General features: G+C 60.2%; 13 protein-coding genes. 10 read left to right on the plus strand and 3 right to left on the minus strand.

The features are described 5' to 3' along the window. A partial coding sequence (locus C4334_RS10570; protein WP_352432051.1) for a hypothetical protein occupies positions 1-181 on the plus strand: 181 nt, incomplete at its 5' end. Between the two features lie 255 nt (positions 182-436). On the opposite strand, the gene betB is transcribed toward C4334_RS10570, so the two are convergent. Then, complete coding sequence (gene betB, locus C4334_RS10575) at positions 437-1,945, minus strand: betaine-aldehyde dehydrogenase (protein WP_352432052.1); 1,509 nt, start codon at positions 1,943-1,945, stop codon at positions 437-439. Between the two features lie 251 nt (positions 1,946-2,196). On the opposite strand from betB, the gene C4334_RS10580 reads away from it, so the two are divergent. From C4334_RS10580 to C4334_RS10590, 3 genes are all read left to right on the plus strand, one after another. Continuing rightward, positions 2,197-2,985 (plus strand): cyclase family protein, encoded by a 789-nt coding sequence (locus C4334_RS10580; protein ID WP_352432053.1) that lies wholly within the window; start codon positions 2,197-2,199, stop codon positions 2,983-2,985. Positions 2,986-3,050: 65 nt separating this feature from the next. Next, positions 3,051-3,731, plus strand: coding sequence for a Dph6-related ATP pyrophosphatase (locus tag C4334_RS10585; RefSeq protein ID WP_352432054.1), 681 nt, complete (start codon positions 3,051-3,053; stop codon positions 3,729-3,731). Further along, complete coding sequence (locus C4334_RS10590) at positions 3,728-4,411, plus strand: YqhA family protein (protein ID WP_352432055.1); 684 nt, start codon at positions 3,728-3,730, stop codon at positions 4,409-4,411. Before C4334_RS10585 ends, C4334_RS10590 begins: the two co-directional genes overlap by 4 nt. 112 nt (positions 4,412-4,523) lie before the next feature. On the opposite strand, the gene C4334_RS10595 is transcribed toward C4334_RS10590, so the two are convergent. Both C4334_RS10595 and C4334_RS10600 read right to left on the minus strand, forming a co-directional pair. Further along, positions 4,524-5,783 carry a DUF1501 domain-containing protein gene (locus C4334_RS10595; RefSeq protein WP_352432056.1) on the minus strand — a complete coding sequence of 420 codons (1,260 nt, stop codon included), beginning with the start codon at positions 5,781-5,783 and terminating at the stop codon, positions 4,524-4,526. A 113-nt stretch (positions 5,784-5,896) separates the two neighbouring features. Next, a complete protein-coding gene (locus C4334_RS10600; protein WP_352432057.1) occupies positions 5,897-7,891 on the minus strand; it encodes a DUF1800 domain-containing protein in 1,995 nt (664 codons plus the stop codon). Between the two features lie 377 nt (positions 7,892-8,268). On the opposite strand from C4334_RS10600, the gene C4334_RS10605 reads away from it, so the two are divergent. The 6 genes from C4334_RS10605 to C4334_RS10630 all read left to right on the plus strand — a co-directional run bounded on the left by C4334_RS10605 (position 8,269) and on the right by C4334_RS10630 (position 15,444). Further along, a complete protein-coding gene (locus tag C4334_RS10605) occupies positions 8,269-8,919 on the plus strand; it encodes a radical SAM protein (protein ID WP_352432058.1) in 651 nt (216 codons plus the stop codon). Positions 8,920-9,105: 186 nt separating this feature from the next. Further along, positions 9,106-9,753 carry a 7-cyano-7-deazaguanine synthase QueC gene (queC, locus tag C4334_RS10610; protein ID WP_502943437.1) on the plus strand — a complete coding sequence of 216 codons (648 nt, stop codon included), beginning with the start codon at positions 9,106-9,108 and terminating at the stop codon, positions 9,751-9,753. 210 nt (positions 9,754-9,963) lie between these two features. Next, entirely contained in the window at positions 9,964-11,262 is a 1,299-nt protein-coding gene (locus C4334_RS10615) for a tetratricopeptide repeat protein (protein WP_352432060.1), read from the plus strand. A 328-nt stretch (positions 11,263-11,590) separates the two neighbouring features. Beyond that, positions 11,591-13,357 carry a type IV-A pilus assembly ATPase PilB gene (gene pilB, locus C4334_RS10620; protein ID WP_352432061.1) on the plus strand — a complete coding sequence of 589 codons (1,767 nt, stop codon included), beginning with the start codon at positions 11,591-11,593 and terminating at the stop codon, positions 13,355-13,357. 20 nt (positions 13,358-13,377) lie between these two features. Beyond that, on the plus strand, positions 13,378-14,193 hold the full coding sequence (locus C4334_RS10625) for a hypothetical protein (protein WP_352432062.1): 816 nt from the start codon (positions 13,378-13,380) through the stop codon (positions 14,191-14,193). Between the two features lie 81 nt (positions 14,194-14,274). Further along, positions 14,275-15,444 (plus strand): type IV pilus twitching motility protein PilT, encoded by a 1,170-nt coding sequence (locus C4334_RS10630; protein WP_352432063.1) that lies wholly within the window; start codon positions 14,275-14,277, stop codon positions 15,442-15,444. Positions 15,445-15,476 lie beyond the last annotated feature (32 nt).

The following is a 15,476-nucleotide window of genomic DNA, read 5'->3' on the forward strand; positions in this document are numbered from 1 at the left end:
TCTCTTGAGAAAGGCGAAGAATGTCGTTGCAGGCAGCGGCGAACCTTGCCAATGTTTCGAGCAGAACCGCGGCTTGTTCGGTATTAACTTGGAGTTTGCATTTGACGGTTTTAACGGTTTTCATGGTTGTATTACATTACATATCAGAAAAGGGGACAAGCGGCTTTCCTCCCCCGATTGAAATCGGAGGCTTCCAGCCGTAAATTTCTGTGAACCTTTTCGGCAAGCTTCGGCGTGGCCAATTCCAGAGGCGGATCGAGAAACCGAACGTTTCGCCGACGCGCCAGCGAATGCTCCCCCAAAGATTAGCCGGTTACCGCGCCGAGCAACTCACATGGCATGATCGCGACGCTCGTGGCTAGCCAAGCCACGCAAGCCGCAGCGACGCCCCGAGCAAATCACACGGATTGACTTCGATGCACAAGTGAAAGTTCCGTCAACGGTTGTACCAGCCAATCGGCCTTCCCGAAAGATCGACCCACACGCTCTTGACTTGCGTGTAGAGTTCGATGGCGTGTTTGCCCATCTCGCGCCCATAGCCCGACTGTTTGTAGCCGCCGAATGGCGACGCGGCGTTGAAGATGTTGTAGGTGTTGATCCAAATGACGCCGGCGCGTATTTCGCGCGCGAGCCGATGGGCGCGCGTCACGTCGCGCGTCCAGACGCCCGCTGAAAGGCCGTAGATAGTTTGGTTCGCTTGTTTGATCAACTCGTCTTCGTCTTTGAAAGCGATCACGGCGGCGACTGGCCCGAAGATCTCTTCTTGGGCAACGCGCATCTCGTTTTTGACGTCGGTGAAAATGGTCGGACGGAAGAAGTAACCGCGCGCGAGCGGTCCGTCGAGCGCCGGCGGCTCGCCCCCGGTGAGCAGCGTCGCCCCCTCTTCGCGCGCGACGTTGACGTAATGCCTCACCTTTGCCAACTGCTCTTCCGACACTTGCGGCCCCATCTGCGTCTGTTTATCCAGCGGATCGCCGATGCGTATCTGTTCTGCCCGCTCGCGGAAGCGCGTCAAAAATTCGTCCTTGATCCGCTCGTCGAGGAAGATGCGCGAACCAGCAGTGCAAACTTGACCTTGATTGAAGAAGATCCCCATCAGCGCGCCGTTGACCGCTTGGTCAAGGTCGGCGTCAGCGAAGATGATGTTAGGCGCTTTGCCGCCGAGTTCGAGCGAGACTTTGGTCAAGTTCTCGGCTGCCGCACGGGCGATCTTTTTCCCCACTTCGGTCGAGCCGGTGAAAGCGATCTTGTCTACGCCCGGATGCGAAGCGAGCGCAGCGCCAGCCCGTTCGCCAAAACCCGGAACGATGTTAACCACGCCCTCGGGGAAACCCGCCTCCTGAACGAGTTTGCCCAATTCGAGCGCGGTGATGGGGGTTTGCTCGGCTGGTTTGAGCACCACCGTGTTTCCAGCCGAGAGCGCCGGTGCAAGTTTCCACGCGGCCATCACGAGCGGGTAGTTCCACGGGATGATCGCGCCGCAGACGCCCAAGGGTTCGCGCAGTGTGTAATTGAACATGCGCCCCGGAACGGGAATCGTCTCGCCCTCGATCTTGGTCGCCATGCCGGCGAAATATTCGAAGTGTTCGATCACTTCCGGCAGATCAACGTAGAGCGATTCGCGGATGGGCTTGCCGTTGTCCAGGGTCTCCAGTTCGGCCAGTTCTTTGGCCCGCGCCTCGACTAACTGGGCCAATTTGTAAAGCAGACGCCCGCGATCACGCGCGCTCACCTTGGACCATTTGCCTTCGAAAGCCCGCCGCGCCGCTTGCACCGCCTTGTCTATGTCGGGCGCGTCGGCTTCAGCCACTTCGGCGAGAGTCTCTCCGGTCGCCGGATTGATCGAAGCGAACGTTTTGCCCGATTCGGCATCCACCCATTTCCCGTCGATGAACAGTTGGTAACGACGCGTCGCATTGGACGCAGGAGCTTGTGGCGCTAACATCCTTTCCCCCCGAAACTTTCTTCGAATCCTTTCGCGCGCATAATGTACCATTCAATCGAGGTCCGAGTCCAAACCCGCCTCGGATCGAGCGTGCGAACGGGCTCAGCTTTGGATCGCCCGCTTGTTCTTTACGGCCACCCGGCCCTTTTGCGCGCCGCGACGTTAAGAGCTATGATCGAACCGCACGGACCAATACCATAACCGGTTGATCGAACGCAGGTGAAGGGTAGCAAAGCTCTGAAGGAGGCCGTATGAAGCGCATCGCCCTCTTTCTTCTCGCGCTAAACGCAGCTTGTTCATCGCCCGCGACGCAGAGCTTTCCGCAAGGCCGAATCGTTGATCTCTCCTACCCCTACGACGAGCAAACGATCTTCTGGCCCACCGCCGAACCTTTCAGGCTCGAACGCGTCGCCGATGGCGTGACGGACAAAGGTTACTATTATGCGGCCAACAACTTCTGCATGGCCGAGCACGGCGGAACGCACATCGATGCGCCCATCCATTTTCACCGCGACGGGAAGACAGTGGACCGCATCCCGCTCGAACAATTGATGGGCGAAGGCGTGGTCATTGATGTCAGCGACAAATGCGCGGGCAACCCCGACTACCAAATCGCCATAGATGATTTCGAGGCTTGGGAGAAGCAACATGGCCGACTTCCTGATGGCACCATCGTCTTTCTACGGACCGGCTACGGCAAACGTTGGCCTGATCGCCGAAGCTACATGGGAACGGATGAACGCGGGGCAGAGGCGGTTGCCAAGCTTCACTTCCCTGGCCTCGCGCCGGAAGCGGCACGATGGCTCGTCGCCAATCGCTCGATCAAAGCCGTCGGGCTCGATACTCCAAGCATAGATTACGGCCAGTCACAGCTTTTCGAAACGCACCGGACGCTCTTCGAGCGCAACGTTCCCGCCTTCGAGAACCTCGCCAATCTGGACCAGTTGCCGACCAAAGGGTTCATCGTCGTCGCGCTGCCGATCAAGATCGCGGGCGGAAGCGGTGGGCCTTTGCGCGCCATCGCCATCGTCCCCAAGTGACGCGGCGCGACGCTGGAAGTCGTCTCGAAGTTGCGCCTGCAACGCCATTGCGCTCGACCTGCAGAATGAACGTCAACAACAAAACACCTGTGGTCCTTTCTTGGAGCGGCGGCAAAGACTGTACGCTCGCGCTCTATGAACTACGCCGCGCTGGAAATTATGAAGTAGTCGCTTTGCTGGCGACCATTACGCGCGACTACGACCGATTGAGCATGCACGGCGTTCGACGCGCGCTCATCGAGCGCCAAGCCGCGAGCCTCGGGCTGGAACTCGATTGTGCCATGATCCCGAAAGAGGCGACCAACCTCGTGTACGAAGAGGCGATGCAGGAACGTTTGCGCATCTGGCGCGAACGCGGCGTGCGGACGGTCGCCTTTGGCGATCTGTTCCTCGAAGATGTGCGCGCCTACCGCGAGCAACTGCTCGCTGCGCTCGACATGCACGGACTTTTTCCGCTCTGGGCACGCAATACGCACCAATGTGCCGCGCGTTTTTTCGCCCTCGGCTTTCGCGCCGCGGTCGTCTGCGTGGACGGACGCCGACTGGACCAATCCTTCGCCGGACGTTTTTACGACGCCAACTTCGTGCGCGACCTTCCGCCAGATGTCGATCCGTGCGGCGAAAACGGCGAATTCCACACGTTCGTCTTCGCCGGTCCGATCTTTCGCCACACGATCGAGCTGGAATTTGGCGAAAAAGTACGACGCGGCGACTTCATCTTTTGCGATCTCGTTGAACGACCATGAAGAGGACGCTTTCCGACGCGCGTTCCAGCGCTGAACGCGACCACCCAACGGATGAAACGGACGGACGCTCGGTTTCGCAAAAGCTGGCACCGGTGGGGCGAGCCATCGGGCGGTCGCGGCTGATCGTCTTGCTCGCCGTGCTCGCCGTGTTGCTCGTCGCCTTCTCGCTCTTTCTGCTCGGCACGATCAAAGCGATGACCGGCGTCTGGCACGCGTGGCAAAACCTTTTTCAGGGGCGCATTAACTCGACCGACCTGACGGTGGAATTTCTCGAGATCGTCAGCTTGATGCTCAAGGCGGTGATCTTCTACTTGATCGGCGTCGGCCTTTACAGCCTCTTCATCGCGCCGCTGAATTTGACGATCGCGCTCGGCGTTGAATCGCTCACCGACCTTGAGACTAAAGTGATCAGCGTCGTCGTCGTCATCATGGCCGTGACCTTTCTCGAACACTTCATTCTCTGGGAGAACCCGGCGGAGACGTTGCAGCGCGGCATCGCGCTCGCGCTGGTGGTCGCCGCGCTGGTCATCTTCCAAACTTACAACCACCGCATACGCGAGGAGCAGCGAACGGAAGGGCGCGAAGAACAAGCCAGAAAAGAGATGGTCGAACAAGACCGCGAACATCAACGAAACGACTCCGTGCGGGAAGCAAAGAGCGACGCGCCCACCGATGAATGAGATCGCCTGAAAGTTTCGATCGGCGCTTGAACAAGCCGGCGATGCGAAAACAATGGGCGCTGCCCTTCGTTTCGATTGAAGAGCAACGCCTTCGATCGTCCGTTGAAACGGCTTAGCCGAGGAGGCCGCGAAACTTGGTCGGCGTGTAGCCCGGGAAGATCGTCGTCAGATCATTGGCGCGCAAGTGCTTTCGGGCTAATTCGCCGAACACGTCGCGGAAATCGGTCGTCAGCGCCAGATCACGCCCTTCATAGAGGCGATCGCCGCGCAGACCAGGCCAGTCGCCATAAACGCGCCCGCCGCGCGTGGCGCCGCCGATGACGAACATTGCGTTGGCGTGGCCGTGATCCGTTCCGCGGTTGCCGTTTTCGCGCGCCGTGCGCCCGAACTCCGACATGGTGACGATGACCACATCGTCCATGAGCGGACCAAGATCGGCGACCAACGCGGCGATGCCTTGACCGAACTCTTGCAACCGCGCCGCTAGCTGACCGCGCGGGCCGCCTTGATTGACGTGCGTATCCCAACCGCCGATGTCGGTGAAGGCCACTTCGAGTCCGGCTTCGGCCTTGATGAGCTGCGCGATCTGCCGCAAAGCATCGCCGAAGCGTCCGCGCGGATAGTTGGCGCCGTTGGCCGGTTTGTACTGGCCCGGATCGACACGCTTCAAGAAGCTGATCGCCCCGAACGTCTCCTTGCCCGCCTCGCTCAACAAACGATCGTTGGTCAACTGTTCGTAAAGCGCCTCGAATCCGGTCTGCACGTTCGGAGCGCCGCCGCCAGCGCGGATGGTGAAATCGGCGAGGTTTTGCATGGCCAGTGCTGGAGCGCGCCCTTGCAGGATGCGGGGCAAGTTCGGCGTCATCGCAACGGCGCGAAAAGGCGTTGCGCGCGGATCTTTGTGCGCTTGCAGAAGCCGGTTGAGCCACCCATCAGGGGTGCCCTTGCGCCCCGGCGTCCCCGTCTCCAGGTAGTCTTGAGCATCGAAATGCGAACGCGTCGCGTCGGGCGACCCGACGGCATGAACGATGGCTAAACGCTGCTCGCGCCACAACGGTTCAAACGACGCGAGCGCTGGGTGCAACCCGAAGAAACCATCGAGGTCGATGGCCCCATCTTCGCTCCGCGGCTTTGGAATGGCGATGTTGGGGCGATAGTCGTAGTAAGCGCTCTCGCCGAACGGCACCACCATGTTCAAACCGTCAACCGCGCCGCGTTGGAAGATGGCGATCAGCGTCTTGCGCCGCACTCCGCCTGCGCCCGTAAGCGCTTGCGCGACGGTGCGCTGCAAGAAAGATGGCGCTGAACTCATCAGACCGAAACTGGCGAGCGCAATGCCGCCGGATTTCAAGAAGAACCTTCGATTCATCATCAGCACCTCTCCTCGTTTTCATTCTCCGGTTCGCCGAACGCACCGCAGAATTTCGCGTCTTCTGCTCTTCAAAGCGCGCTCGGTCTTATCCCTTTCGCCACCCCATCAAATCATCACTGCCGCTGAAACTCGGGCGATCCGAGGACGAGCGCAGCGATGCGCGCGATCTCGGCCCGCACGCCCGTTGGCGTAGGCGCCGGAGCAACCGCTCGCTCCACTCGAAGCTGTCGCGGACCACGCCGTCCCGCATCCAACAGGGTCGTCTCGGTCGGCGGCTCGTGGTTCGCGTTGGTTGCAGGCCGAAACAGTTGCTGGACCAACTGCGCGCGCGTCTGCGGCGAAACCTTTTCGTCCAGCAAGAGCGCCACGAAGCGATCCAAGATCTGCTGTCGATCCTCGTCGGTGAGCGACCTCTTGGCGGCGAACTCCGGGACCAACTTGGTCACATCGACGCGCGTTCCCGGAACGCGGTTGTTCACCAACGCGATGGCGAAGTTGATCCGTTCAAGCAACGCGCCCGTGTTCACCCAATAATCGGCCCGATCTGGGTAGCCGGTCGGCGCTTGGTACATGTACAAAGGCTCGCCAATGCGCGCGATCCAGTTGTGCGTCGCCGGGCCGCCATCCGTCTCTGCGTCGAGCGCGCGAATGGCGCTCACGACGAGTTCGAATGGCGTTTTGATCTTGGCGCGGCGCGCTTCCGGCGCGTAGAACTCCGGCGCGGTGAAGATGGCGCGCAACGTCGCGCGGATGTCGCCATCGGTCTTCAAAAAGACTTCGGCTACCCGATCAACCAAAGCTTTAGGCGGATCGTCGCTGACGAAACGCCGACAGAGCTTCGTCGCAATGAAACGCGCCGTCGATGGGTGACGGCTCAGCATATTGAGCACCTTCAAGCCATCCTCGATCCCGCCGCCAGCTGGGATCTTCTGCCCGAGAACGACCTTTTCGCCCGCGTCGTGCATGCGCGCGTTGAAGACGAACTGCCCGGCCCGCTCGTTCAAAGCCTGCGCGATGCGCTCGGCGAACGGCCCGCCCTTTTCAGCGATCACCTGCCCTGACAGGGCGTATGGATCGAAAATGGTCCACCCGGTGAAGCACCGCGCCACTTCTTGAACGTCCTTTTGCGTGTAGCCGCCATCAACGCCGAGCGTATGCAGCTCCATCAACTCGCGCGCGTAGTTTTCGTTCAAACCGCGCCGCCGCGCCGGCAACTGGCGCATTTGAGGTTGATCCTTCTTTCCGGCCTGCGCCGTCCTCATCGCTTCAAGGGCGGCTTGACGTTCCATCAAGCGAAGTCGGTTCCGTCCTCCACCAAGCGCGGCGCTGAGACCGAACCGACCGAGCCGCAACGCCGCATCGTTTGAAAGCTCGCGTCGGCGCGGCGGCGGCGCATTTGGGCTGACGCTCTGGAAATTATCGAGGTAGAAGAGCATCGCCGGGCTCTGCGCCGTCGCCACGAGCAGATCGCGGAATTTGCCGAGCGCGTGCGGGCGAATCACGTCCCGCTCGTACGCGGGCAGATACCAACGCGTCAGCCCTTTGTCGGCATAGACGTTGAAATGGTTCATCCAAAAATCGACCATCACTTCCTGCAATTGCCGCTCGCTGTACACGGCGCGGATGATGCGCTGCGCTTGCATCTCCTGCGTGATCCGTTGCGGTGGAAGGAGGCCGTTCTCGATGAAATACTGACGTATGTCTCGGCGCAACGCGCGCTTGTCTTTCTCCGCTGCTGTGGAATCGCCCGCCGCGCTCTTCGGTTGGTCAGAAGGACGCGCGTTGGTCGGGCCGTCGGAGCTTTTGGTTTGCGTTGAGGTGCTGGTCATGCCGTTCTGCCGCTTGAACTCGTCGCGCAACGCGGCTAAATCGGCTGGAAGCTTTCCCTGTCGGTCGAGCACGCGAATCAGTTGCCCGGGATTCGGATACTTAGCGAGAAGCTCCCGCGTCGAAAGAAACGGCGCTTGGAGCGTGCGCAATCGCGCTTCCACAGCGGAATCATCTATGCGCTCGGGATGAAGCTGCTCTTCAATGTACCGTTCGAGCCTCATGGCGCGCACGCGCTCGATGTCGCCCGGACGCGGACCGAAGCCCAGCCGGTTGAGCACGTGGATGATTCGTTCGGTCTCGGCTTGACTTGACCTCGCAGCTTGCGTCTGCGCTACAGACCAGGAAGAACAAGGGAGAAGAAGCGCCCATGCGCAAAGAAGAGCCATCGCACGCCGGCCAAAACGGTCAACACTTGTTCTCATCTTTCCAACTCCCAAAGAGTGCTCGAACCGCAAAAGAACCTTTCAATGGGGAGAGCGGTACAACCGTTAGATTAGACGAGGCACGGTATGCACCGGTCGGAGAAATTTGGCGGAGGCGAGCGCGCTTGTTTTATCATCGCACAAAGTCTCCGAGTCAACGTCCGCCGCTCGAAGACGCAAGAAGAGATCCCTTTTTGACACCGAAACGCATGTGGGCTAGAGTCGGAATGAAGATGTCCACGCTGCGCGTGACAGAGATCTTTCGCTCGATTCAGGGCGAATCAACCCACGCCGGGCGCCCTTGCGCTTTCGTGCGCCTGACGGGTTGCCCGATGCGCTGTACATGGTGCGATTCGACCTACACTTTCACCGGCGGCGAACGCATGACCATCGACGAGATCGTTGAACAAGTGCGCTCTTTCGGTTGCCGTCTGGTCGAAGTGACGGGCGGTGAACCGCTCGCGCAGCGCGAAGCGCAAAGGCTGATCGCGCGCTTGTGCGATGAAGGTTACGAGGTGTTGGTGGAGACGGGAGGATTCTTCTCAACCGAAGGGATCGATCCGCGCGCGGCGATCATTCTCGACGTCAAGTGCCCGGCGTCGGGCGAAGCGGAACGCAACCACTGGCCCAATCTCGAACGCTTGCGCGCCGACAAAGACGAAGTGAAGTTCGTCATCGCCGACCGCGCCGATTGGGAGTTTGCGTGTCAGGTGATTGCGCGCTACGATCTAGAGCGTCGCGCGCGCGCCGTTTTGATCTCCCCCGTGTGGGGGGCCATCGACCTAGCGGACATAGCTGACTGGGTCGCCTCGAGCGGACGCGATCTGCGACTGCAAATACAGATGCACAAAGTCATTTGGGGACCGGATGCGCGCGGCGTCTGACGAACGATCGAAGTTTGGGCGTAGGCTGCGCTAGCCAAGCGCCATCGAGAAAGAACAAACCGTGTTCGAGCCGCAAGCGGAAGAACCAACGACATGGGCGGCAGCAACGAAAGAGTCGAACAATCACCGGAAGATGTCGAGGTGAAAACCGATCCGCGCTTTGCCGTCTGCTTGGTGTCAGGCGGCATGGATTCGTGCGTGACGGCGGCTATTGCGCGCGAGGAGAACGACGAACTGGCCTTTCTTCACGTCTGCTACGGGCAGCGGACGGAAAAGCGGGAGCGTCGAGCTTTCGAGGAGCTGGCAGATCATTTTGGCGTCGAGCGAAGGCTGATCGTCTCGCTCGAAGGGCTCGCTCGCATCGGCGGTTCATCTTTGACCGACGAACGAATCCCGGTCGCCGAGGCCGATCTCACCTCGCGCCGAATTCCGACGAGCTACGTTCCTTTTCGCAATGCACATTTGCTGGCGACGGCTACCAGTTGGGCTGAAGTCATCGGCGCCGGACGCGTATACATTGGCGCCGTGGCCGAAGACTCTTCGGGCTACCCCGATTGCCGCCCGGAGTTTTATCGAGCTTTCCAACGTGCCATCGATGTGGGAACGCGACCAGAAACACGCATAGAGATCCGCACGCCCGTGATCCATATGCGTAAATCCGAGATCGTTCGGCGTGGGCTGGCGCTCGGCGCGCCCTTTGCGCTCACCTGGTCTTGCTACCGCAACGAGGAACGCGCTTGTGGCCGGTGCGATTCGTGCGCGCTTCGTCTTCGCGCTTTTCGCGACGCGGGCGTGGTCGATCCGATACTCTACGAAGAGATGGCGTTCGATTGATCGAATGCGCACCGTATGAGACTCTGGCCTTCGCTCTGCGAAGAAAGCGCTTCGGGACGACAACCGTCGAAAGAGCGCGCGTCATCATAGTCGTTGTTTCTCCCCCTGCTTCGAACGAGTGCGGGCCGCTCCCCCGATGTTCAGCGCCCTTTTCGAAGCGTTGCGAAAGATTTGGCATCATCTTCTTTGATCGAGAGGAGACCACGGAACATGCGCACGAGAATCTTTTGCGCCCTTGCGGTGGCATTCCTGATCACACTCAGCGCAGCTTCGGCTGCGGCCCAAGTCGTCACCGCGTCGGGCAAAGTGACGCTCAAACAACCGGACGGCAAGAGCGTTCCCGTCGCCGGCGCGACGGTCGTCTTCTACCGCACGGACATCAAAGGCGAATACCGCACCAAAACCGACAAAAACGGGCGTTACGTTTACGCCGGCATACCCTTCACCGGCACTTTCACCATCGTCGTTAGCGCCCCGAACGCACGCCCAACCTTCCTCAAGGACGTACGCATCAGTCAACGCCCTGAAAACGATTTCGAACTCGAACCGGGCGACGGCAGCACGCTGACGCTGGAACAGATCCGCACCATGGGCGCACAGGCAGCAACACCCGAAGCCGGAACTGAAAGCGCCGAGGCGCGACGCGCGCGCGAGGAGATGGAGCGTAAGCGCGCTGAGTTCGAGGCTGAAAAGAAGCGGATCGAGGCGCTCAACCTGAAACTGAACGAAATCTTGAAGGCTGGCAACGACGCCTTCACAGCCAAGAAGTACGACGAAGCGATCAACTACTACGACCAAGGCATCCAAGCCGACCCGGAACAACCCGTTTTCTACCGCAACAAGTCGATCGCGTTGCGCACGCGTGGCGTCGAGCGTTACAACGAAGCGGTGAGAAATAAAGATCAAGCCGGTCGCGAAACGGCGCGCGCTGACTTCAAAGCCGCCGTCGAAGCCTCGGAAAAGGCGCTCCAAGCGCAGCGCGCGATGCAGGCTAAGCGCGCCGGGACCGCACCGCAAGGCGGGGCAACGCCCGCTCAACAGCCGCAGAACGAGGAGCTGAACTACCTTGAAGCGCGCTACGAAAACTATAGGCTCGCGCTTCAAGTCGGCATGGCCGACATGGCTGATGCGGCCATCCGCGCAACGCAAGAGTACATCGCCGCCGAGACCGATCCAGCCAAAAAGGCCAAGGCGCGGGTGAGCCTCGCCAATGCGCTCTTCCAAGGCGGCCGCATTGACGAATCGATCGCGCAGTACAAACAGATCCTGCAATCCGACCCGAATAACCTCGATGCGCTCTACGGCCTCGGACTGGCGCTCGCCTCGGACCCAGCCAAAGCTGCTGAAGCGAGCGAAGTCTTCAAGCAGTTCGTCGCCAAAGCCCCGGCCACCGACCAGCGCAAACAGGAGGCCGAAGAGGCGATTAAAGCCCTTGCCGAATCGCTTAAACCACAACAACCGGCCAACACGGGCACAACCAACACCGGAGGCAGACGGCGACGCCCCTAGATCTTTTCGACCGATAGGCTCAGAGCGGAGTTCTTCGCGCAGGAGAACTCCGCTCGCCGAGAACCGACGCAAAAAACCCGATCTCTTTTTCACCTCCCGCGCTCGACATCCCCCGTTCGTTTCATCGCGCCAAACGCTCGGTGTCGCTTCTGACATCCGCCTTTTCCCTCAAAGCGCTGAACAGAAAGATCTTTGGCAACTCTCAAATTGACCGATAGCAACCATCTTGACACAGCTAGGATTAAACAGTAACATGCATTGCCAAACGGTGGAAAACACCGTTGGCGTTTTTGTACCTACGATCTTCCCTTTAATTTAGGTCGCGTCGATGTCAGCCAAACTAGGCGAAATCCTCGTTCGTGAAAAGCTCCTGACCCCGCAGCAGTTGCGCGAGGCGATCGATTACCAACGTGAACACGGCGGTAGGCTTGGCTATAACCTAGTCAAACTCGGTTTCGTCTCTGACGACATGATCACGGCCGTCCTCTCGCGCCAATACGGCGTGCCGAGCGTCAATCTCGATCTTTTCGAGATCGATCCCAAGGTGCTCAGCTTGATACCGCGCGAGGTTGCCGAAAAATACTGCGTGCTTCCGCTTTCGCGCGTCGGCGCGACGCTGACGTTGGCCATGGCCGATCCGACCAACGTCTTCGCCATGGATGATGTGAAGTTCATGACGGGGCTGAACGTCGAGCCGGTCGTCGTTTCGGAAGCGAGCCTGCAGGAAGCGATCGAGAAGTACTACAACACATCGCGCGAGATCGAGTTGGCCGAGCGCGTTGAGCCATCCAACGGGCGCGGCAACGATGGCTTTTTGCTGGATCAGTTGACGTTGGACATCGCCGAGGAGACGGGCGACGGCTTGGAGATCATTCAAGAGGACGACGAGATCGATATGTCCGATCCGGCGCGCATGAGCGAAGATGCGCCCGTCGTCCGTTTGGTCAACGCCATCCTCGCCGACGCTTTGCGTCGCGGCGCATCGGACATTCACGTCGAGCCATACGAGAAGGAGTTTCGCGTCCGCTTTCGCGTCGACGGCGTGCTCTACGATGTGCTTCACCCGCCGATGAAGCTGCGTGACGCCGTGATTTCGCGCTTGAAGATCATGGCCAAGCTCGACATCTCCGAGAAACGGCTCCCGCAAGATGGCCGCATCAAAATCAAGATCAAGACGGACGGCCGCTCGCGCGAACTGGACTTTCGCGTCTCGACTCTACCGACGCTCTTTGGCGAAAAGGTCGTGCTGCGCCTGCTCGACAAAGAGCGGCTGATGCTCGACATGACCAAACTCGGGTTTGAACCTGAGTCGCTCGTCAAGTTTCAGCGCGCGATCAACAAGCCGTACGGCATGGTGTTGGTGACGGGGCCGACCGGATCGGGCAAAACCAACACGCTCTATTCGGCGATTCAGGCGCTGAACAAGCCCGAGACCAACATCATGACGGCGGAAGATCCGGTCGAGTTCAATCTGCCGGGCATCAATCAGGTGCAGATCAAAGAACAGATCGGACTCAACTTCGCTGCCGCGCTGCGCGCCTTTTTGCGGCAGGATCCGAACATCATCCTTGTCGGCGAGATCCGCGATTTCGAAACGGCCGAGATCGCGATCAAGGCCGCGTTGACGGGCCACCTAGTGCTCTCCACGCTCCACACCAACGATGCACCCTCGACCATTTCGCGATTGATGAACATGGGCATCGAACCGTTTCTCGTTGCGACCAGCGTCAACTTGATCCAAGCGCAGCGGCTCGTGCGACGCATCTGCGAGGACTGCCGCGCCGAATGGCCGATGCCGCCCGAAGCGCTCATCGAGGTCGGGTTTTCACCCGAAGAGGCGCGACAGATCAAGACCTACAAGGGGCGCGGCTGTCGCACGTGTAACGGAACCGGCTATCGCGGGCGCATCGGTCTGTACGAAGTCATGGAGATGACCGATGAGCTGCGCGAGTTGATTCTGGTTGGCGCTTCGGCTCTGGAGCTGCGGCGCAAAGCCATCGAGGATGGGATGATCACTTTGCGCGAATCGGGGCTGCACAAGATCAGAAACGGGATCACAACCGTGGAAGAGGTCGTGCGCGAAACGGTCGCGTGAAGATCGGAGAGGACAAACCTATGTTGCGAAAAATCGTCTTATCGCTGCTGATGCTCTTCTCGGTCGCGGCGACGCTCCCGCTCACGGCGCTGGTCGTTGACTGGACCGCCGATGCGGCTGCGAGCCAAGAGCGCGAAGGCAAACGCCGCGCATCGCGCTCGTATCGGAAGAAGCGGCGCGCGTGGTGGCGACGGCGGCAAGCGCTGTTGCGCAAACGCCGCGCGGCGCTGCTGGCGCGCAAAAGGCGTTTGGCGCGGTTGAGAGCGGCGCAATTGGCGCGCGCACGCAAGCTTCCGCAGCCGGTCGTCGCCAACGTCGCGCTGACGACGCTGCCGACGCTCGACTTCCCGCTTCCTGTGCGCTGGACCAGCGCTCCAGCCGCAGGCAATCAGACGCGCTACGTCGTGCGCGCGCCGAGCGGCACGGTGATGGGCACGGTCGCCGTTTCGCCAGTACAGCCGCGCTTGCCTGCGGACTTGGCGCTTTCGTTTTCGGTCCGGCGCAAAACGCTCGGCAACGTGCCGTTTGCCGCGCTGCGGCGCCTCGTTATCGAGCGCATGATCGAAGAGGGCGGATGGGTCGTTAATGACTGGGAACAGGAGATCGGCGGACGACGCGTTTACGTCGTGCTGGCCCAGTCGGGCAACGGTTCATCTCCGGCCGTCGCCAAGCAGTTTTGGAACTTCTACTTCGTCGAGGTAAACGGCCGCCTCTACAGTCTCACCGTCAACGGTCCGGTGGAGTTCGCTGGTCCGCTCGCGTTCGAAGCCGAGCAAGCTCTCGCCTCGCTTCGCGCCCCCGCGCCGCGAACGCTCACCGCCCGCACGCTTGAATAACGCTGAATCTTCGAGCTGGAGAAGAAGTCGATCGCGCTTCTTCTCCAGCCTTGTTGCCACGAGATCTTCGAGGGGGAATTCATGCCGCTTCACGATCAGGCATCGCCGCTTTCGCTCTCCGATATGCTCCGCAAGCTCATCGAGCTTGGCGGGTCTGACCTCCACATCACGACCAACTCGCCGCCCATGGTGCGCGTCGATGGCCACTTGCGGCCGCTAGAGGGCTTCCGCGTGCTCACGCCCGCCGACACCAAAGCGTTGGCCTACAGCGTGTTGACGGACGCGCAGAAGCACCGTTTCGAGGAGAACTTGGAACTCGACTTCTCCTTCGGCGTCCGCGGATTGTCCCGCTTTCGCGCCAACATCTTCAACCAACGCGGAGCGGTCGGCGCCGTCTTTCGCGCTATCCCGTATGAGATCAAGTCGTTCGAACAATTGGGGTTGCCTCCAATCGTCTCGCAACTATGCGAACGGCCGCGCGGCTTGATCCTTGTCACCGGCCCTACCGGGTCGGGCAAAACGACCACGCTCGCCGCCATGCTCGACAAGATCAATCGCGAACGGCGCGAACACATCTTGACGATCGAAGATCCGATCGAATTCTTGCACAGCCACAAGAACTGCCTCGTCAACCAGCGCGAGGTCGGATCGGATACGCACGGTTTCGCCAATGCCTTGCGCACGGCGCTCAGGCAAGATCCAGACGTCGTCTTGATCGGCGAGATGCGCGATCTCGAAACGATCGAATCGGCCTTGAGAATCTCTGAAACCGGTCATCTGACGCTGGCAACGCTGCACACCAACTCAGCCGCTTCGACCATCAATCGCATCATCGACGTCTTTCCGCCTAATCAGCAGGCACAAGTGCGCGCGCAACTGAGCCTCGTGCTCGAAGGCATCCTCTGCCAAGCGTTGCTGCCGCGCGCCGACGGGCGCGGGCGCATCATGGCGCTCGAGATTTTGGTGCCCAATTCCGCCATCCGCAACCTGATTCGCGAAGACAAAATTCACCAGATCTACTCCATGATGCAAGCCGGGCAAGACAAGTACGGCATGCAGACTTTCAACCAATCGCTGGCGACGCTCTACCACAAAAGACTGATCACGCTGGAGACAGCCATGCAACGTTCGCCCAACCAAGAAGAGCTGCGCGACCTGATCGAGCGCGGTTCTGGCGTCAACACGGGCTGGGCCGGTCCCGGACCACACGCGAGGCCGGGACCGCGAGAAGAAGAGGTTCGGATTCGCTAACGCGCCACGGGGAGACCATCATCACTGTTGAG

Source organism: Pyrinomonas sp., from assembly GCF_040289685.1.
In the GTDB taxonomy this organism is placed as follows: domain Bacteria; phylum Acidobacteriota; class Blastocatellia; order Pyrinomonadales; family Pyrinomonadaceae; genus Pyrinomonas.